The 14,303-nt window shown below is 68.9% G+C and carries 11 protein-coding genes and 2 pseudogenes; 3 read left to right on the top strand and 10 right to left on the bottom strand.

The genetic code is table 11. The features are described 5' to 3' along the window. Positions 1-98: 98 nt before the first annotated feature. Positions 99-755 (top strand): TetR/AcrR family transcriptional regulator, encoded by a 657-nt coding sequence (locus tag OG289_RS49195; protein ID WP_327320505.1) that lies wholly within the window; start codon positions 99-101, stop codon positions 753-755. 210 nt (positions 756-965) lie between these two features. Here OG289_RS49195 and OG289_RS49190 read toward each other — a convergent pair whose 3' ends face one another. After that, positions 966-1,868 (bottom strand): transposase family protein, encoded by a 903-nt coding sequence (locus tag OG289_RS49190; protein WP_327320504.1) that lies wholly within the window; start codon positions 1,866-1,868, stop codon positions 966-968. 251 nt (positions 1,869-2,119) lie between these two features. Here OG289_RS49190 and OG289_RS49185 point away from each other — a divergent pair. Further along, positions 2,120-2,491, top strand: a pseudogene (locus OG289_RS49185) (transposase); the annotation flags it as partial. 179 nt (positions 2,492-2,670) lie between these two features. Here the strand turns inward: OG289_RS49185 and OG289_RS49180 are convergent. The 3 genes from OG289_RS49180 to OG289_RS49170 form a co-directional block, all read right to left on the bottom strand. Beyond that, a complete protein-coding gene (locus OG289_RS49180; protein ID WP_327320503.1) occupies positions 2,671-3,069 on the bottom strand; it encodes an SRPBCC family protein in 399 nt (132 codons plus the stop codon). Between the two features lie 105 nt (positions 3,070-3,174). Further along, positions 3,175-4,137, bottom strand: coding sequence for a quinone oxidoreductase family protein (locus tag OG289_RS49175; protein ID WP_327320502.1), 963 nt, complete (start codon positions 4,135-4,137; stop codon positions 3,175-3,177). A gap of 46 nt (positions 4,138-4,183) precedes the next feature. Continuing rightward, positions 4,184-5,011, bottom strand: a complete 828-nt coding sequence (locus tag OG289_RS49170) for an SDR family NAD(P)-dependent oxidoreductase (RefSeq protein ID WP_327320501.1) — start codon at positions 5,009-5,011, stop codon at positions 4,184-4,186. Between the two features lie 120 nt (positions 5,012-5,131). Here OG289_RS49170 and OG289_RS49165 point away from each other — a divergent pair, with 120 nt between their 5' ends. Further along, on the top strand, positions 5,132-5,713 hold the full coding sequence (locus OG289_RS49165; RefSeq protein ID WP_327320500.1) for a TetR/AcrR family transcriptional regulator: 582 nt from the start codon (positions 5,132-5,134) through the stop codon (positions 5,711-5,713). Between the two features lie 294 nt (positions 5,714-6,007). Here the strand turns inward: OG289_RS49165 and OG289_RS49160 are convergent, their stop codons facing one another. From OG289_RS49160 to OG289_RS49135, 6 genes and pseudogenes are all read right to left on the bottom strand, one after another. Further along, positions 6,008-7,216, bottom strand: a complete 1,209-nt coding sequence (locus OG289_RS49160) for a PucR family transcriptional regulator (protein WP_327320499.1) — start codon at positions 7,214-7,216, stop codon at positions 6,008-6,010. Positions 7,217-7,332: 116 nt separating this feature from the next. Further along, the gene (locus OG289_RS49155) at positions 7,333-8,679 is read right to left on the bottom strand and encodes a DegT/DnrJ/EryC1/StrS family aminotransferase (RefSeq protein WP_327320497.1); all 1,347 of its coding nucleotides are present in this window, start codon (positions 8,677-8,679) and stop codon (positions 7,333-7,335) included. Positions 8,680-8,843: 164 nt separating this feature from the next. After that, positions 8,844-10,337, bottom strand: a complete 1,494-nt coding sequence (locus OG289_RS49150) for an amino acid permease (protein WP_327320496.1) — start codon at positions 10,335-10,337, stop codon at positions 8,844-8,846. Between the two features lie 158 nt (positions 10,338-10,495). Continuing rightward, positions 10,496-11,959 carry an aldehyde dehydrogenase family protein gene (locus tag OG289_RS49145; RefSeq protein WP_327320495.1) on the bottom strand — a complete coding sequence of 488 codons (1,464 nt, stop codon included), beginning with the start codon at positions 11,957-11,959 and terminating at the stop codon, positions 10,496-10,498. Continuing rightward, on the bottom strand, positions 11,956-12,855 hold the full coding sequence (locus OG289_RS49140; protein WP_327320494.1) for an NAD(P)-dependent oxidoreductase: 900 nt from the start codon (positions 12,853-12,855) through the stop codon (positions 11,956-11,958). The genes OG289_RS49145 and OG289_RS49140 overlap by 4 nt, the downstream gene beginning before the upstream one ends. A 981-nt stretch (positions 12,856-13,836) precedes the next feature. Next, a pseudogene (locus tag OG289_RS49135) lies at positions 13,837-14,285 on the bottom strand (site-specific integrase); the annotation flags it as partial. Positions 14,286-14,303: the final 18 nt, after the last annotated feature.

Below are 14,303 nucleotides of genomic sequence, written 5' to 3'. Positions count from 1 at the left end.
GAAACGGTAGCAAGCGCTACTGTTAGCCGCAGACTGTAGTGTGGACTACGGTTCGGTCAAGACCTGTGCACGCACCCGGGGAACGAGAGGCTGAGGTCATGGGCGAGGCCCAAGCAGCGCAAGCGGCCGATTTGGAGATCCGGCCGCCCAGGCAGCGTCGCAGTCGCGAGGCGTGGAACCGGGTGCTCGATGCCGGAGTGTCGATCCTGGAGGACGGCGGGTACGAGGCGTTCACCATCGCCGCCGTATGTGAGCGGGCCGGGGTCGCGCCGCCGGCCATCTATGCCCGCACAACCAGCAAGGACGCTCTTTTCCTTGCCGTCTACGAGCACGGCATCCAGCACCTGCGCGCGGAGCAGCAGGTCTTCTCCGACAACAGCCGATGGGCAGACCTGTCCGCTGCCGAACTCGTCCGCGCAGCAGTGGCCGAAACGATCGGCATGTTCCTGCGCCACGAACGATTCCTACGGGCCGTCGTCCTGACCTCCGCGTCACATCCTGAGATCCGGCGCCGAGGTTCCCGCTACAGCCAGGAGCTCGGGAACGGATTCGCCAAGGTGGTCCTTCGGATGGCGGACGCCATCACGCTCCCCGATGTCGAGACTGCGGTGCACTCCTGCTTCAGCACCGTCTTCGCCGCGTCGGTCATCCGTGTCGCCTACGGCCCGGGATTTGCCAGGCCTGCAACTGTCGAGGACGACGCCTTCATCGCTGATCTGGCAGAGACGGCGGTGCGCTACCTGCTGTCTGCCTGACGGCTTTCGTCCCGAACCTCTGTCATCTACGGCACCACTGTCCCCCAGCATGACCACACAGTGACGGGATCAAGCGCTGACACGCACGACCGAAGCACCCGGTTCAGAAACAGGCTCTGCGCACAACTGCCATGTCTCATAAGGGGTGTGGGCTAACGACCTCGTGCACGGTTGGCGGTGGCCCGTCGAGGTGGGTGCTGTGGTCGGTTTTCACGCTCGAAGGCCGTGGCCGAGGGTGGCGGTCTGCTGGTGTGAGAGCAGTGCGGCGACAGCTTGGACGATGTCACTTATGTGCTCACGGCGGCCAAGGTGCCGGGCGAGAGCCCGCCAGTTCTTGAGGTGTGCGATGCCGTGCTCGACGCGGATGCGTCGTGAGGAGTGTGCCTTGCGTTGCTGCTCGTGCCTTTCCTCGTACCAGGCTGGAGCGTTCTTCTTGAACTTGCGATGTGGTGGTGTCAGCACGCGTCCGCCGGTCTGCGCGCCCATGCCCTGATAGCCGGCGTCCGCGAGGATCTCGAGGAAAGGGCCGTCGGCCACGAGATGGGCCAGTCCCAGCTGTCGGGCCTGGGTGATGTCGGCGCAACTGCCGCGCCGGACCGGGCTGCAGAACAGTACGCGCCCCTCGGCGTCCGTGAGGATCATGGACTTCACGGCGTTCTGTTTGGTCTTGCCGGAGACGAATTTGTCCCGGCCCTTTCGGCCTGCGGCTGGGCGTCGCACGCGGACCTCCGTGCCGTCGATAATGCCGGTCCCGCCGGCGCCCAGGTACTCGATGACCTCGGCGAGAGTGCGAAGCCGGATGCCCCGGGCGACAGTGCAGCCCCGTTGCGCCAGCAGGGGCCGCACCTCGCCGATGGCGCGGGTGATGGTGGAGCGGTCCACGCCGAACCAGGAGGGCAGCACGTCGTGCGTGGTGCCGTGGCGCAGACTCACCAGCGTGGCCAACAGCCGATCGATGAAGACGAACTTGTGCTTCGCCCCGGCTCCTACCGCCCGCTGCCGTGGCCGAGCGGTAAGCCGGGCCTGATGCAGCTCCTGCCACAACGGCCCTACTTCAGCAACGAGTTCAGCGATCACCGTCGGCGACAACCCGGTGATCCGGTACTCCGCCACGATCAACTCACGCGCCCCAGCCCCCACCATGCCCCGTTCAACGAGCAACCTGAACGCTGAGCCACGGCCAACCGTGCACGAGGTCGTAAGCTTGGCGTTTATCCTCGCAGGTCACCCGACCTGCTGATCTGCGGTTCTTCCCGGGACAGCAGGGGCGGCCGTTCTCCACGCTTCGAGATGTCGAGTCACGAAGCACGAGAGAACGGCCGCTGCGTATGAGTCTCCCGGTCGACGCGCCCGCAGGCGACGCATTGGGCATCCTGTCCCGCTTTCGGGTCGAGTTCTACGAATGCCTCTACGCCCGCCAGGACGCGCTCTTCGAGCTCACGGACGCGATCTTGTGCACGGACGGGCCGGTGAAGACTCTGGTCGAGCTCTGTCTGGCGGTCGAGCACCGACGCGGGCGCGGCGCCCTGTATGCCGCGTTGGACCGGGGCTGGCTGGAGCCGACGCGGTTGCGCCGCACGCTGGCCGGCCTGCCGCTGCCCAGGGCGGCCGACGGGCGGATCGTGCTGGCCGTGGATGTCAGCAACTGGCTCCGCCCGGACGCCCCGACCAGCGACGACCGGCTGTTCTGCCACGTCTACGGACGCGGCGACCGCAAGACGGACCAGTTCGGCCCGTGCCCGGAAGGTCACCCGGCCAGGAACCCTGTTCGATCTGCACGTCCGTTATCCGTTGAGCGGCTTCTCACTGAAGGCGACGTGGGGAGGCCCCCGGCCGCACGGATCCGAAGTGGGTGACCGCGCTGGTGCGGGCCTTTAGAGGAGACCGCGTGGCGCGAGGCAATGAGGACGGTAATTCATCGCTGGTTGGCGTACGCGGTGTCGATCGTTGTTTTCATGAGTTCCGCGGCGGCGCGCATGTTCGTGGTGGTGTAGTCGAGGAGTGATGCGGGTGCGAACTCGGTCGTCCACACGAGATGGACACCCGTGTCGTCCTCGCGCACAACCTGGGTTCCCAGATGGTGCGTCACGGTGCTGTCAGTCACCTGGTATCGAAGCCGTCGAGCGTCGTCGTCGAGTTCGGCGATGCGCTCCGTGGCCCTCATACCATCGGCGAAGGTCACGATTCTGCTGTCCGGCCCCCGTTCGACAGTGACCGCGAACCCTGGGATGAGCCGCGTGTTCACCGCGTAGATGTCGCGTATGACATCCCAGGTGAAGGCCGCGCTGGCTTCGACGGAGATGTCGACGGTCACCGAGCTGATGCCAGTTTCCTCATCTGAGCGAGTTTCCATGGGCAGTGCCACTTCCTTTTCTCTTTTCCCTGATCGTCGATTACGGTCGTCGTTGCCGCCGGGCCGTCACGGCACCATCACCACCCGGCCGATACGACCGCGCTGCTCGGCGTAGCGATGCGCGTCGGCGGCGTCGGCGAGCGGGAACACCCGGTCGACGACCACGTCGAGGTCGCCTTCGGCGACCCGGCGGATGATGTCGGCGATGTAGGCACGCACGCGCGGCGTGTGGATCATCGGGCTGAGGCTGAAGCCGCTCAGGGTGCAGTTGCCCAGGAGGAGCGTGGTCGCATCGACCATCGACGCCTCCCTGGCCGACGCCCCGAGGAAGACCACCGTGCCCCCCTGGCGCGTAGCATGGATCACCTGCTGCGTCATGGGCCCGCCAACGGGATCCAGGGCCAGGTCGACGCCGATGCCGTCCGTGAGTTCGAGGACGCGCCGGCGCACGTCTTCGGTGCGATAGTCGATGCCGTCGTGGAGGCCGAGTCGGCGCAGTGCGTCAAGTTGCTCGTGGCTCGAACCTGTCCCGATCACCCGCGCCCCGGCCTTCGCCGCGAGCTGCACCGCCGCGAGACCGACACCTCCCGCCGCGCCCTGCACCAGCACCGTGCTGTCGGCGGTGAGACTGCCGTGCTCGAACAGTGCCTCGTAGGCGGTTCCGAACGCGACCGGCACGCACGCCGCCGCTGCCGCGTCGGCGCCGTCGGGCAGGACCCAGCAATGGTCTGCCCGCACCGCCCGGAGTTCCGCATGTGATCCGTGCTCGCCGAAGGCGCTCACGCGCTGGCCGACTCGGAGATCGGTCACCTGTTCGCCGACGGCTATCACCGTGCCCGCACTGCCGTAGCCGACGACATGGGGGCTTCGCGGGAGGGGCATCATCAGCCTGGTCAGCAGGTCGCCGCCCTCGATGCTGATCGCCTCGACCCTGATCAGCACCTCGTGGTCGCCGGGTACTGGGTCGGCGATCTCCTCATAGCTGAGTACGTCAGGCCCGCCGTTCTCGCGGTACACGACTGCTTTCATGATTGTTGTTCTCCAGTCTTGGGGGCGGCCAGGAAGGCTCAGGCTGCTAGGGGTTGCCGTGTGCGCGTTCGGAGACGTGGGTCCATGCGTCCCACGTGGACAGCCGCGCGTCGTAGTGGCCGCGGACCTTCGGCAGTACCGTCCTGCCCAGGATGAGCCGCAGCGGCGGCGCATCGGCGTCGACGGCCGCGAGCACGGCCTGCGGTGTCGCGGCCGGGTCCGCGAGGTCTGCGGGATCGAAGCCCGCGAGCAGGGCCCGGCGAGCCTCGTCGTAGGCGGGGATCTCGGCTGACTGCTTGAGGGAACCGGCGCTGGCGAACTCGGTGGCGTAGGGCCCGGGTTCGATGAGGGTCACCTTGATGCCGAGGTGGGCGACTTCTCGCGACAGGGCGTCCATCATGCCTTCCAGCGCCCATTTGGAGGCGTTGTACAGGCCGAGGGTCGGCTCGCCGATCAGCCCGGCCAGGCTGGACACCGACAGGAGATGGCCACTTCCCTGCTCGCGCAGGAAGGGCAGCGCTGCCTGCGTCACCCACAGCGCCCCGAGCAGGTTGGTGTCGAGCAGCTCCCGGACGTCGGCCTCCTGAACCTCCTCGACGGCGCCGCGCAAGCCGTAGCCCGCGTTGTTGACGATCACGTCGAGGCGCCCGAAGTGCTGGTGGGCGGCGGCCACGGCGTCGAACACGGCACTGCGCCGGGTGACATCCAGCGGCAGGACCAGCGCAGAGTCGGGGAACGCCTCGGCCAGCGGCTTGAGCCGGCTCTCCTCGCGCGCCGTCGCGACGACCCGGTCACCCCGTCTCAGGGCGGCCTCTGCCCACAGCCGGCCGAATCCGCGCGAGCAGCCGGTCATGAACCACACCTTGTCGGTCACGCGCCTCTCCCCTCTGCATCCGTCTCCGTCTCGGGAGCTAAGATGAACCGTGGTTCACAGTCATCATGAACCGCCGTTCACCTTTTGGCAAGTCGCGCGTGGACCGTTCAGGGAGAGACCATGACCGAAGGCCGGGCACCGCGGGCCGACGCGGTGCGCAACCGTAAGAAAATCCTCGCCGCAGCTCGTGAGCAGGTGACAGCACACGGCCCGGACATCGGAATGGACGAGATCGCCGCCGCGGCGGGTGTGGCCGTGGGCACCTTGTACCGCCACTTCCCCACCAAGACCGACCTGGTCGCGGCCGTCGTCGAGGAGTTCGTCGCACAGGTGGCCGACGACGCCGAGGCCGCCTGCGCGCGCGTCGCATCGGGAGCACACGCGTGGGACGAGATCACCGGCTTCCTGACCCGGCTCACCGAGGAAGTGGCGACCAACCACGCCGTGAAGGCCGCCACTCAGATGCTGGGCGCCACCCCGGACGACAAGGCCGACGAGGACCGCGCCGGCGCGGCCCTGACGACTCTCATCCAGGCCGCCCAGTCCGACGGCGACCTCCACCCCGACGTCAGCGTCGCGGACATCTATCTACTCTTTGCCACCGCGCCCGCCGACCGCCCACCGGCAGCTCGCGCCCGCTGGCTCACACTCGTCCTGTTCGGTCTCACCCCGCGCGGCCGTGCTGGCGGTGCTGCTCCGTGACCAGCGGCCCGGCGGTCTGGCCGACGGGGGACGGTGCACCGCACCACCGTGAGCCGGTGGGTGCTGGAGGTCGTCGGCCTGCCGGCCGCCGGCGCCCCGCGTCGTGCACGCCGGCGGGGGTGATGGCCACGCGGACTCCTTGTTCTTGACCTCGCGGGGGATGCCGACCTTCACGTCGAGCACGGTCCCTCTCTGTTTGGGGATGCGGGCGCATCTCGGGTTGGTGGTGGGGCTGCCGGTGCCTCCCGCTGTCAGGGCGGGACGGTGCGGGAGAGGCCGGCAGCGGTCTGGGGGTCAGATGCGGGGGCGGCGCATCCAGCGGGCGGTTTTGATGGCCAGGTGGAGTTCGAGGCGAGTGGGGCCGTCGAGGGGGTCGGTGCCGATGGCGTCTTTGATGCGGCCGAGCCGGTAGTAGAGGCTGGTGCGGTGCAGGTGGAGGCGTTGGGCGACCTGGTTGACGCTGGCGCTGTCGTAGTAGACCTCCAGGGTGTGGAGGAGTTCGCCGGTGGGGTCGGCGGCAGCCAGCTGGCGGTAGAGCTCGGATTGGTGGATGGGGTCCCGGGAGAGGTTCCGGGCGATGAAGCGGTAGGGGCCGATGTCGTCCCAGTCGGGCAGGGGGCCGATCTCAGGGTCGACGGTGGCGGCCTGGGCGGCGATGACGGCCTGCCGGTAGGCGTCGGGAAGGCGGTCCAGGTTCTTCAGAGGGCTGCTGACGCCGGCGAACACCGGATGCTGTGTGCCGGTGTGGGCCGTGGTGGTTGCGGCGGAGAGGTCGCGGTGGAGCTGGGCCGGGGCGTCGGCGCCGTGGCTGGAGCGGATCAGCACGGTGGTGTGGGTGTCCTGCACGGACGATGCGAGGACGTGGCTGTGGGCGGCCAGGGTCTGGTGCAGGGCCACGCGCAGTTGTGCGGTCTCGATGTCGCTGCGGCGTGCCGTGTCGTGGGCGGCGGTGGGCAGGAACACTAGGACGTGCACCGTGTCCAGCGCGTAGAGCGCCGGCCAGGTTCTGAGGTCCTCAAACGCGGCGGGGTCGGCCTGGCAGCCGTGCCGGAAGATGGCTTCGCGGTTGCGGCGTTCTTCCAGCTGTGGGTCGGCCTTGTCGTACTGGAGGGCGGCCAGGGTGTTGATCTGCTCGCTGAGCTGAGCCACTTGGCCGAGGACGGCGGGGGCTGACCAGGTGTCGTCGGACTGCAGGATCCACAGGATGCCGGTCTTCACACCGTGGTGCATCAGGGGGACGCAGAGGCGGGCGCGCATGCCCAGGTCCGCATTGGGCGGCAGTTCGACGGGCTTGGTGGCGGCGGGGATGCCGTGCCGGTCCTGCCAGGCACGGATGTCGGCGGGGACAGAGCGGGTCAGCAGGGTGCGGATGCGGGCCTCGTCGGCGCGGCCCTGCTGGACGCTGTAGGTGACCAGACGGCCGCTGAGGTCGTCGACGGAGATGCCCTTGCCGAGGGTGGTGGCGATCTCGTCGACGATGTCCTGGATGTCGCTGGTGGCCATGCCGCGCTGTCCCTTGGGTCGTGGTGGGCAGAGGTGGGGCGAGGTGCCGGGCGGGGTTGTGGTGCGTGCTGCCCGTGCTGGTCAGGCTAGGGTCGCGGCATGCGGGAGGCACTGAGCTACACGGGCTGCACGTGCTGGGGAACGGTCCACAGATCGGGTCCGAGGCCGGCCCGCAGCTCGGCCGCTGCCTCGGTGGTGGCGGGTCCCGTGTTGGTCAGGGCGCGGTGGATGACGGTGGCGACGTGGGGCATCGTGGCGTTGTCGGCTCCGCGCCGGACGATTTCCTGGGTGCCGAGCCGGATGCCCTGGGCGGGGGCGTCGGGCAGCTGGCCGGGCAGGCGGCAGGTGCCGGCGTAGATGCCGTGGGCGGCCAGGCGGGCGACCGAGCCGCCTCCGCCGCCCACAGCCGTGGCGTCGATGACGACCTGGTGGGTACGCGTGTAGCCGCGGTCGGCACCGAGGATCGTGTAGCCGTGTCCTGCCAGGTGCGAGGCCAGGTGCTGGGCGGCTGTGATGGTCGGTGCGGCCCAGGACGGCTGCTGTTCGACGGCCTCGGCTGCGGCGATGGCCAGCGGGCCGAGCCGGGCCGGGTCGTAGTTGGAGGTGAGGACCGGGTAGGCGGCCTGGGAGATGGCTTCGGCCAGATGTGGGTCGTTGGTGACGGCGGCGCCGCCTGCGGGGCCGGCGAAGGTCTTGTAGGTGGAGAAGGTGACGATGTGGGCGCCTTCGGCGAGCGGATCCTGGACGTATCCGGCGGCGATGAGCCCGGCGGCGTGAGAGGCGTCGTAGACCAGCAGCGTACCGATGCGGTCGGCGGCCTCGCGCAGCACGCCGAGCCGGTGCGGGAAGAGGGTGACGCTGCCGCCGACCAGGATCAGCTTGGGCCGGTGGGTGGTGAGGAAGACGTCCAGGACACGGGTGTCGACGTCGAAGTCACTGCTGTTGTAGGGCAGGTAGGCGACGTTCAGGCCGCGCACGCCGGCGGTGGCGTGGGCGTGGTGGCTGGCGTGGCCGCCGGCCTCGGGAGAGAGCACGGCGATGCTGTCGCCGGGCTGGGTGAAGGCGCTGTACAGGGCGAGGTTGGCCATGGTCGCGGTCAGGAACCGGACCTCGGCGTAGGTGGCGCGCATCGCGCGGGCGACCTGGGTGGCGGCGATGACTTCGAGGGCCTCGATTTCCTCCACGCCGGTCTGGAGCTTGCCGCCGGGCCAGCCGAGCGCGGGGCGAGTGGACAGGGCACCGTCGTGGGCGGCGCGCACGGCCGGGGAGAGCACGTTCGTCCCGGCGTACAGGACGAGACCTTCGGTGGCCATGCGGTAGTGGTAGGCGTCGAGTGTGCGGCTGACCGCTTCGGCGACGGCTGTCGCTCCTTCCTCGCGGTGCAGGGTCTCCAGTTCGTGCAGCCGCTGCCGGCTGGCGGCATCGGACCAGGGGGCGATGGCGGAGTGCGGGTGGGCGTTCACGAGGAGAGGCTCCTTGCCGGAGGGAGGGGGAGGCTGGTGGCGGGCTGCCGCCGTGGTTCGGCAGCCCGCCAGCGCGGGCCAAGGGGACAGGCCCGCGTGTCACCGGTGCGGCGGCGACAGTTGTGGGGCCGGGCTGCCGGGCCGACCCCTGGCAGCCCGGCAGGTCAGTCCGCGAGGCGCGTCGTGGGTTCGTCGCCGGTGCCGGCGACGACGGCCGGTAGGTCGGTGAGCAGTTCACCGGCGGCCGGGGCAGCGGCTGCCTCACGGGCGGCTATCTTCGGCTTGGCGTACAGGTAGCCGCCCATCAGGGCAGCCGCCCACACCGGCAGCGCGTACAGGGCGATGCGGTTGTCGGGGTCGAAGCCGAGGAGGACGGTGACGAAGGTGAGGAAGGCGATCACGAGCCAGCTCAGTGGGGTGGCGAACGGCAGTCTGAACCAGCTCTCGTGGACCTCGCCGCGGGCGAGACGGCGGCGGTAGATCATGTGGCAGACGATGATGACCAGCCAGCTCCAGATCGCGCCGAGGGTGGCGACGGAGGAGATGTAGATGAACGCCTGGTCAGGGACGACCGCGTTGACCAGGACGCCGATCATCATGGCGCTGCCCGAGGCCAGGATGGCCGCGGCGGGCACGTGGCCCTTGTTGACGGTCGCGAACCGGGAGGGCGCGACGCCGTCGGAGGCCAGCCGCTTGAGCAGACGGCCGTTGCTGAACAGGCCCGAGCTGCAGGAGGACAGGGCGGAGGTCAGAACGACGAAGTTCATGATGCTGCCGGCGGCCGGCAGGCCGATGTGGGTGAGGGCCTTGACGAAGGGGCTCTCGCCCGCGTTGAACTCGGTCCAGGGGAACAGCGTCAGCAGCACGAGCAGGGAGCCGACGTAGAAGATCCCGATCCGCCACGGGATGGAGTTGATGGCCTTGGGCAGTACCTTCTCGCGGTCCTTGGTCTCTGCGGCCGTCATGCCGATCAGCTCGACACCCTGGTAGGAGAAGACCACGATCTGGAAGGCGAGCAGGACGGCCATCCAGCCGTTCGGGGCTGAGCCTCCATGGTTCCACAAGTGGGCGATGGTGCTGTTCGCGCCGGCGTCGCCGATGCTGAAGACGGCGACCAGCGTGCCACCGACGATCAGACCGAGGATCGCCACGATCTTGATGGACGCGAACCAGAACTCGGCCTCGCCGAACGCCCCCACCTTCAGCAGGTTCAACAGCACCAACGCCACCAGGACGACCAGCGCGGTGACGTACTGCGGGATGGAGGGGAACCAGTAGTGCACGTAGATGCCCGCTGCGGTGATCTCGGCCATGCCGATCACCGTCCAGGTCGTCCAGTAGCCCCAGCCGGTGATGAAGCCGTAGGCCGGGCCCATGAACTCACGCGCGTACTCGGCGAAGCTGCCGCTGACAGGGCGGTAGATGAGCAGTTCGCCCAGGGCGCGCATGATGATGTAGATGAACACGCCGGTGATCGCGTACACGCCGATCAGGGCGGGCCCGGCCTTGGCGATGCCGCCGCCGGCGCCCAGGAACAGGCCGACGCCGATGGCGCCGCCGACGGCGATCATCCGGATGTGGCGCTTGGTCAGGCTTTGAGCGAGCCCGTCATCGGTGAGTTCGGCACACTGGGCCGACTCGGGGGTGGTGGTACCCATGAAGGGTCTCCTTCGGGTACGGCGGAGCCGTCGTGCTGACAGGCACCGCCGGAGCGGAGTGATGAACAAGCAGACCGGTGCGGGGCCGGGCTTCGGCGACGCCTGTCAGACGTCGTACGGTTGATAAGAGGCGCGTTCGGGTGGCGCGCGGGAAAGCGTCAGCCCTGGTAGGCGATGGTGAAGCTCTTGTGCTGGGTGAAGCTCTCCAGCGCGCCGTCCACGGAGTACTCGCGGCCCAGGCCGGACTGCTTGATGCCGCCGTAGGCCATGCCGGGGATCTGGCCGCCGCCGCGGTTGATCTGGATCCAGCCCACCTGAAGCTTGTTGGCGGTGCGCAGCGCCTGGTCGATGTTCTTCGACCACACGTAGCCGGCCAGGCCGTAGGCGGAGTCGTTGGCAGCTTCGACGACCTCGTCCTCGTCACGCCAGGGGATGACGACCAGGACCGGGCCGAAGACCTCTTCGCGGGTGATCTCCCAGTCGGCGCCGACGCCGCTGATCACCGTCGGGGCGACGTAGTAGCCGTCCTGGTCGACCGGCCGCTGCACGCCGCCGGTGATCAGCTTGCCGCCCTTGTCCAGGCCGGACTGGATGTAGCCGCAGATCTTGTCGTACTGGGTCTGGCTGACGATGGCGCCGATGTCGCTGTCCTCGTCCAGCGGGTCACCGATCTTCAACTGGGCGAGCTTCGAGGTCAGCTTCTCCAGGAACGAGTCGAAGATGTCCTCGTGCAGGTACAGGCGGGAGCCGGCGGTGCACGACTGGCCCTGGCGCGTGAATCGCATGCCCGTGATCACGCCGTCTACGGTGGCGTCGTCGTCGGAGTCGGGGAAGACGATGACCGGGGACTTGCCGCCCAGCTCCAGGGTCACCGGCACGATCCGGTCCGCGGCCGCCGCCAGGATGCTGCGCCCGACCCCGGTGGAGCCGGTGAACGTCAGCTTCGCGATGTCCGGGTGGGACGCGATCCGCGCGCCCGCCACGGAACCAGCACCGGAGATCACGTTCAGTACCCCGTCGGGCAGGATCTCCGCAGCCCACTGCGCCAGCCGCAGCACACCCAAGGGGGCCAGCTCGGCGGCCTTGAGCACGAGGGTGTTGCCCATGGACAGCGACATGGCGATCTTCAGCGCGGACAGCTGCACCGGTGCGTTCCACGGCACGATGCCGCCCACCACGCCCAGCGGCTCGCGCACCGTGTAGGACAGCAGACCGTCGCCGAGCGGGAGCGTCTCGCCCTTCTGCTCGGAAGCAACCTGCCCGTAGTAGCGGAAGATGTCGACCGCCGAGGCGGCCTCGCCACGAGCCTGGGTGCGCAGGGCGTTGCCGGTCTCCGAGGCGATGATCCGTGCCAGCTCCTCCTGGTGCTCGGCGATCTTGTCGCCGAGCTTGATCAGCAGGGCGCCGCGCTCCCGCGCGGGCCGCACCCGCCAGGCCGGGAACGCCTGCTTCGCGGCGGTCACCGCGCGGTCCACGTCCGAGGCCCCGGACGCGGGTACGCGGGCGATGACCTCGCGGCGCCCCGGGTTCTCCACCTCGGCCCACTCGCCGGAGTCCGCCGGCCCCCACACGCCGCCGATCAGCTGGTGGACGAAGGGAATCTCGATGCCGGTGGTGGTCACTTGCCGCTCTCCTTGCTCTGCAGACGGATGCCGGCGAAGTCCTCGTAGAACTCGACGACGCTGGTGAAGTCCTTGCCGCCACGACCCAGCTGGCGGCCGATCGAGAACAGGTCCCGCACGGCGTTCGACAGCGGCAGCGGCACCGGACCCGAGGCGGCGGAGGCCAGGAACAGGCCCAGGTCCTTGTGCATGAAGTCCAGCGCGAAGCCGGTGGGCCGCTCGGCGGTGAACAGCGTGCGCGGGAAGTAGCCGGACAGCACGTTGCTGTTGGCCGAGCTCTTCGTCAGCACGCTCACCGCGACATCGAGGTCCACGCCCTGACGCACGGCCGTGGTCAGCGCCTCGCCAAGCGCGACGATGTTGATGGCGGTGATCACGTTGTTGGCGAGCTTGACGACCTGGCCGCTGCCACTGTCACCGATGCGCACGACACTGCCGGCGTACGTGTCCAGAAGCGGGCGCACCTTCTCCAGCGCGGCTTCGTCACCGCCCACCATGATCGCGAGGGTGCCGGCCTCCGCGCCCTGCACTCCGCCGCTGACCGGCGCGTCCAGGAAGCTCACGCCCTCCTTGGCAACCGATGCCGCCAGCCTGCGGGTGGTGTCCGGGTCGATCGTGCTGTGGTCGACGATCACCGCGCCCTTCGCGGCGCGCGGCAGGATCTCACCGACCACCGCCTCCACGATCGCCGGCGTGGGCAGGCTCAGGAAGACTGCTTCAGCGCCCTCGGCAGCCTGAGCAGCCGACGCCGCCGACCGGGCTCCCGCCTCCACCGCGGCCTGGACCGCGGCGGCGTTCAGGTCGAAAACTGACACGTCATGGCCGGCCTTCACCAGATGGGCAACCACACGCCCACCGATGTTCCCCAGCCCGACAAAGGCGACTGCTGCACTCATTCAAAGCTCCGATCTCAGCTGGCCTCCGGCCTCTCCCGTGTTCAGCAGGAGGGGCGGAATCCGACGGTTCGCAGACCGTACGGCTGGGCCGAAACCAGCCACCACCAGCAGATGCCGGAGGATTCTCCGCCCGGCATTCGACATTTGTAGAAATGCCCGTCGGGTCTGGCCGAGCCGCATCCTTCATGGGCTCCGGTAGATCGCCGACCTGGTCCGCCTCGTACTGCTCGTCGGCATCCACCCCAGATCACCGTCAAGCACGTGCACACAGCGCACGCGGACAAGGCGCTGCCCCCGGATCCGCTGATCCGAGCCCCCACCCAGACTCAGATGAGTGGCTGTCGTGCCGCCGAGGACGTCCAGGCGGTCTTGGCGAGCGGGGTCAGTTTCCGTGGCGAGCATCGCGGGGCCGACGCCGGTTGAGATCCAGACCAGGTTGCCCACACTCGTCGGTCAGGGCGAGGAGCAGCAGGCCATGGGCCGTGTGCTTGCCCGAATAGTTCGGCCGGTGCTCGTCCCCGGCGCGTCGGCGGGTGCGGACGAGGGTGCCGTCGAGCAACACAACGTCGCCACCCTTCCGGGCGTTTTTCTTCAGGGCGCGGTCCAGACGCGGGGCCCGCGCGGCGAGCAGGTCGACTCGGCGTAGAGCGGCACCGCTCCGTTCACGCCAGCCTTGGGCTGCTGTCCGTACAGGAATGGCGGGTCGGTGCAGGAGTCGCAGCCCAGCGGTTCGTTCGTCACGCGGAACTGCTGGTTGGGATCGTCGTCGTCCTTGTGGATCTCGACGTGGGTGTTGTCCAGGAACGACTCGACGTCGTACGGGAAGTACTTCTCCTCCGATTGGAGCCAGATCTTGGGGGGCGTATCGGGCGCGAGGCGTCGTCCGCCGCCGACAGCGGGGTATCGGAGGCCGAGGCGGCGAGGGTGCCCTGCGCAGCCACGGCCAGCTGGGGAGCCAGTACCGGCGGGAAAGCGATGGCGGAGACCGTGGCTGTTGACGCCGAGAATCTCCTCCGACCGCGCGACCGTCTCGTACAGCATCCGCCGTAGCATCTTTGCTCCCGCAGGTGGATGTCACGGCGGGCGATCAGCTGGTCGACCGGCATCTTCGAGCGGGCCCGGATCTCCTCGGTCCGGCGGCATCCGCTTCACCCAGCCCGGCACCCGCGGGCCGTCGTACCCTCGGTCGGCACACCAGCCCAGCCACGACAGCACCGACGCCCGGCGGGCATTCCACCCGTTGACCGCAGTTTCACCCCACAGCTGTTCGGGGGCGCCGCCGGCCTCGTCGTCCGCCACGGTGGCGAGCGGACGGGCCCCACCGAGGTGCTCCGCAGTCGTGCCCACCCCGATGCCGTACGACGGGAGGGTGTTGGCGTTGCCGAGTGAGTCGAGGAGACGTCCGCCGCAGTGTGAACGGTTAATGCCATGGTGAACAGAGCCCCGTA

The organism is Streptomyces sp. NBC_01235 (assembly GCF_035989285.1).
Taxonomy (GTDB): Bacteria; Actinomycetota; Actinomycetes; order Streptomycetales; family Streptomycetaceae; genus Streptomyces.
Note: the sequence above shows the minus strand (reverse complement) of the source record. Positions and strands in the feature narration are given on the sequence as shown.

Bases quoted from the DNA above. Each gene is read 5' to 3' on its own strand.
- OG289_RS49195 (WP_327320505.1), top strand. From the start codon at position 99: ATGGGCGAGGCCCAAGCAGCGCAAGCGGCCGATTTGGAGATCCGGCCG.
- OG289_RS49165 (WP_327320500.1), top strand. From the start codon at position 5,132: ATGACCGAAGGCCGGGCACCGCGGGCCGACGCGGTGCGCAACCGTAAG.
- OG289_RS49140 (WP_327320494.1), bottom strand. From the start codon at position 12,855: ATGAGTGCAGCAGTCGCCTTTGTCGGGCTGGGGAACATCGGTGGGCGT.
- OG289_RS49175 (WP_327320502.1), bottom strand. From the start codon at position 4,137: ATGAAAGCAGTCGTGTACCGCGAGAACGGCGGGCCTGACGTACTCAGC.
- OG289_RS49160 (WP_327320499.1), bottom strand. From the start codon at position 7,216: ATGGCCACCAGCGACATCCAGGACATCGTCGACGAGATCGCCACCACC.
- OG289_RS49150 (WP_327320496.1), bottom strand. From the start codon at position 10,337: ATGGGTACCACCACCCCCGAGTCGGCCCAGTGTGCCGAACTCACCGAT.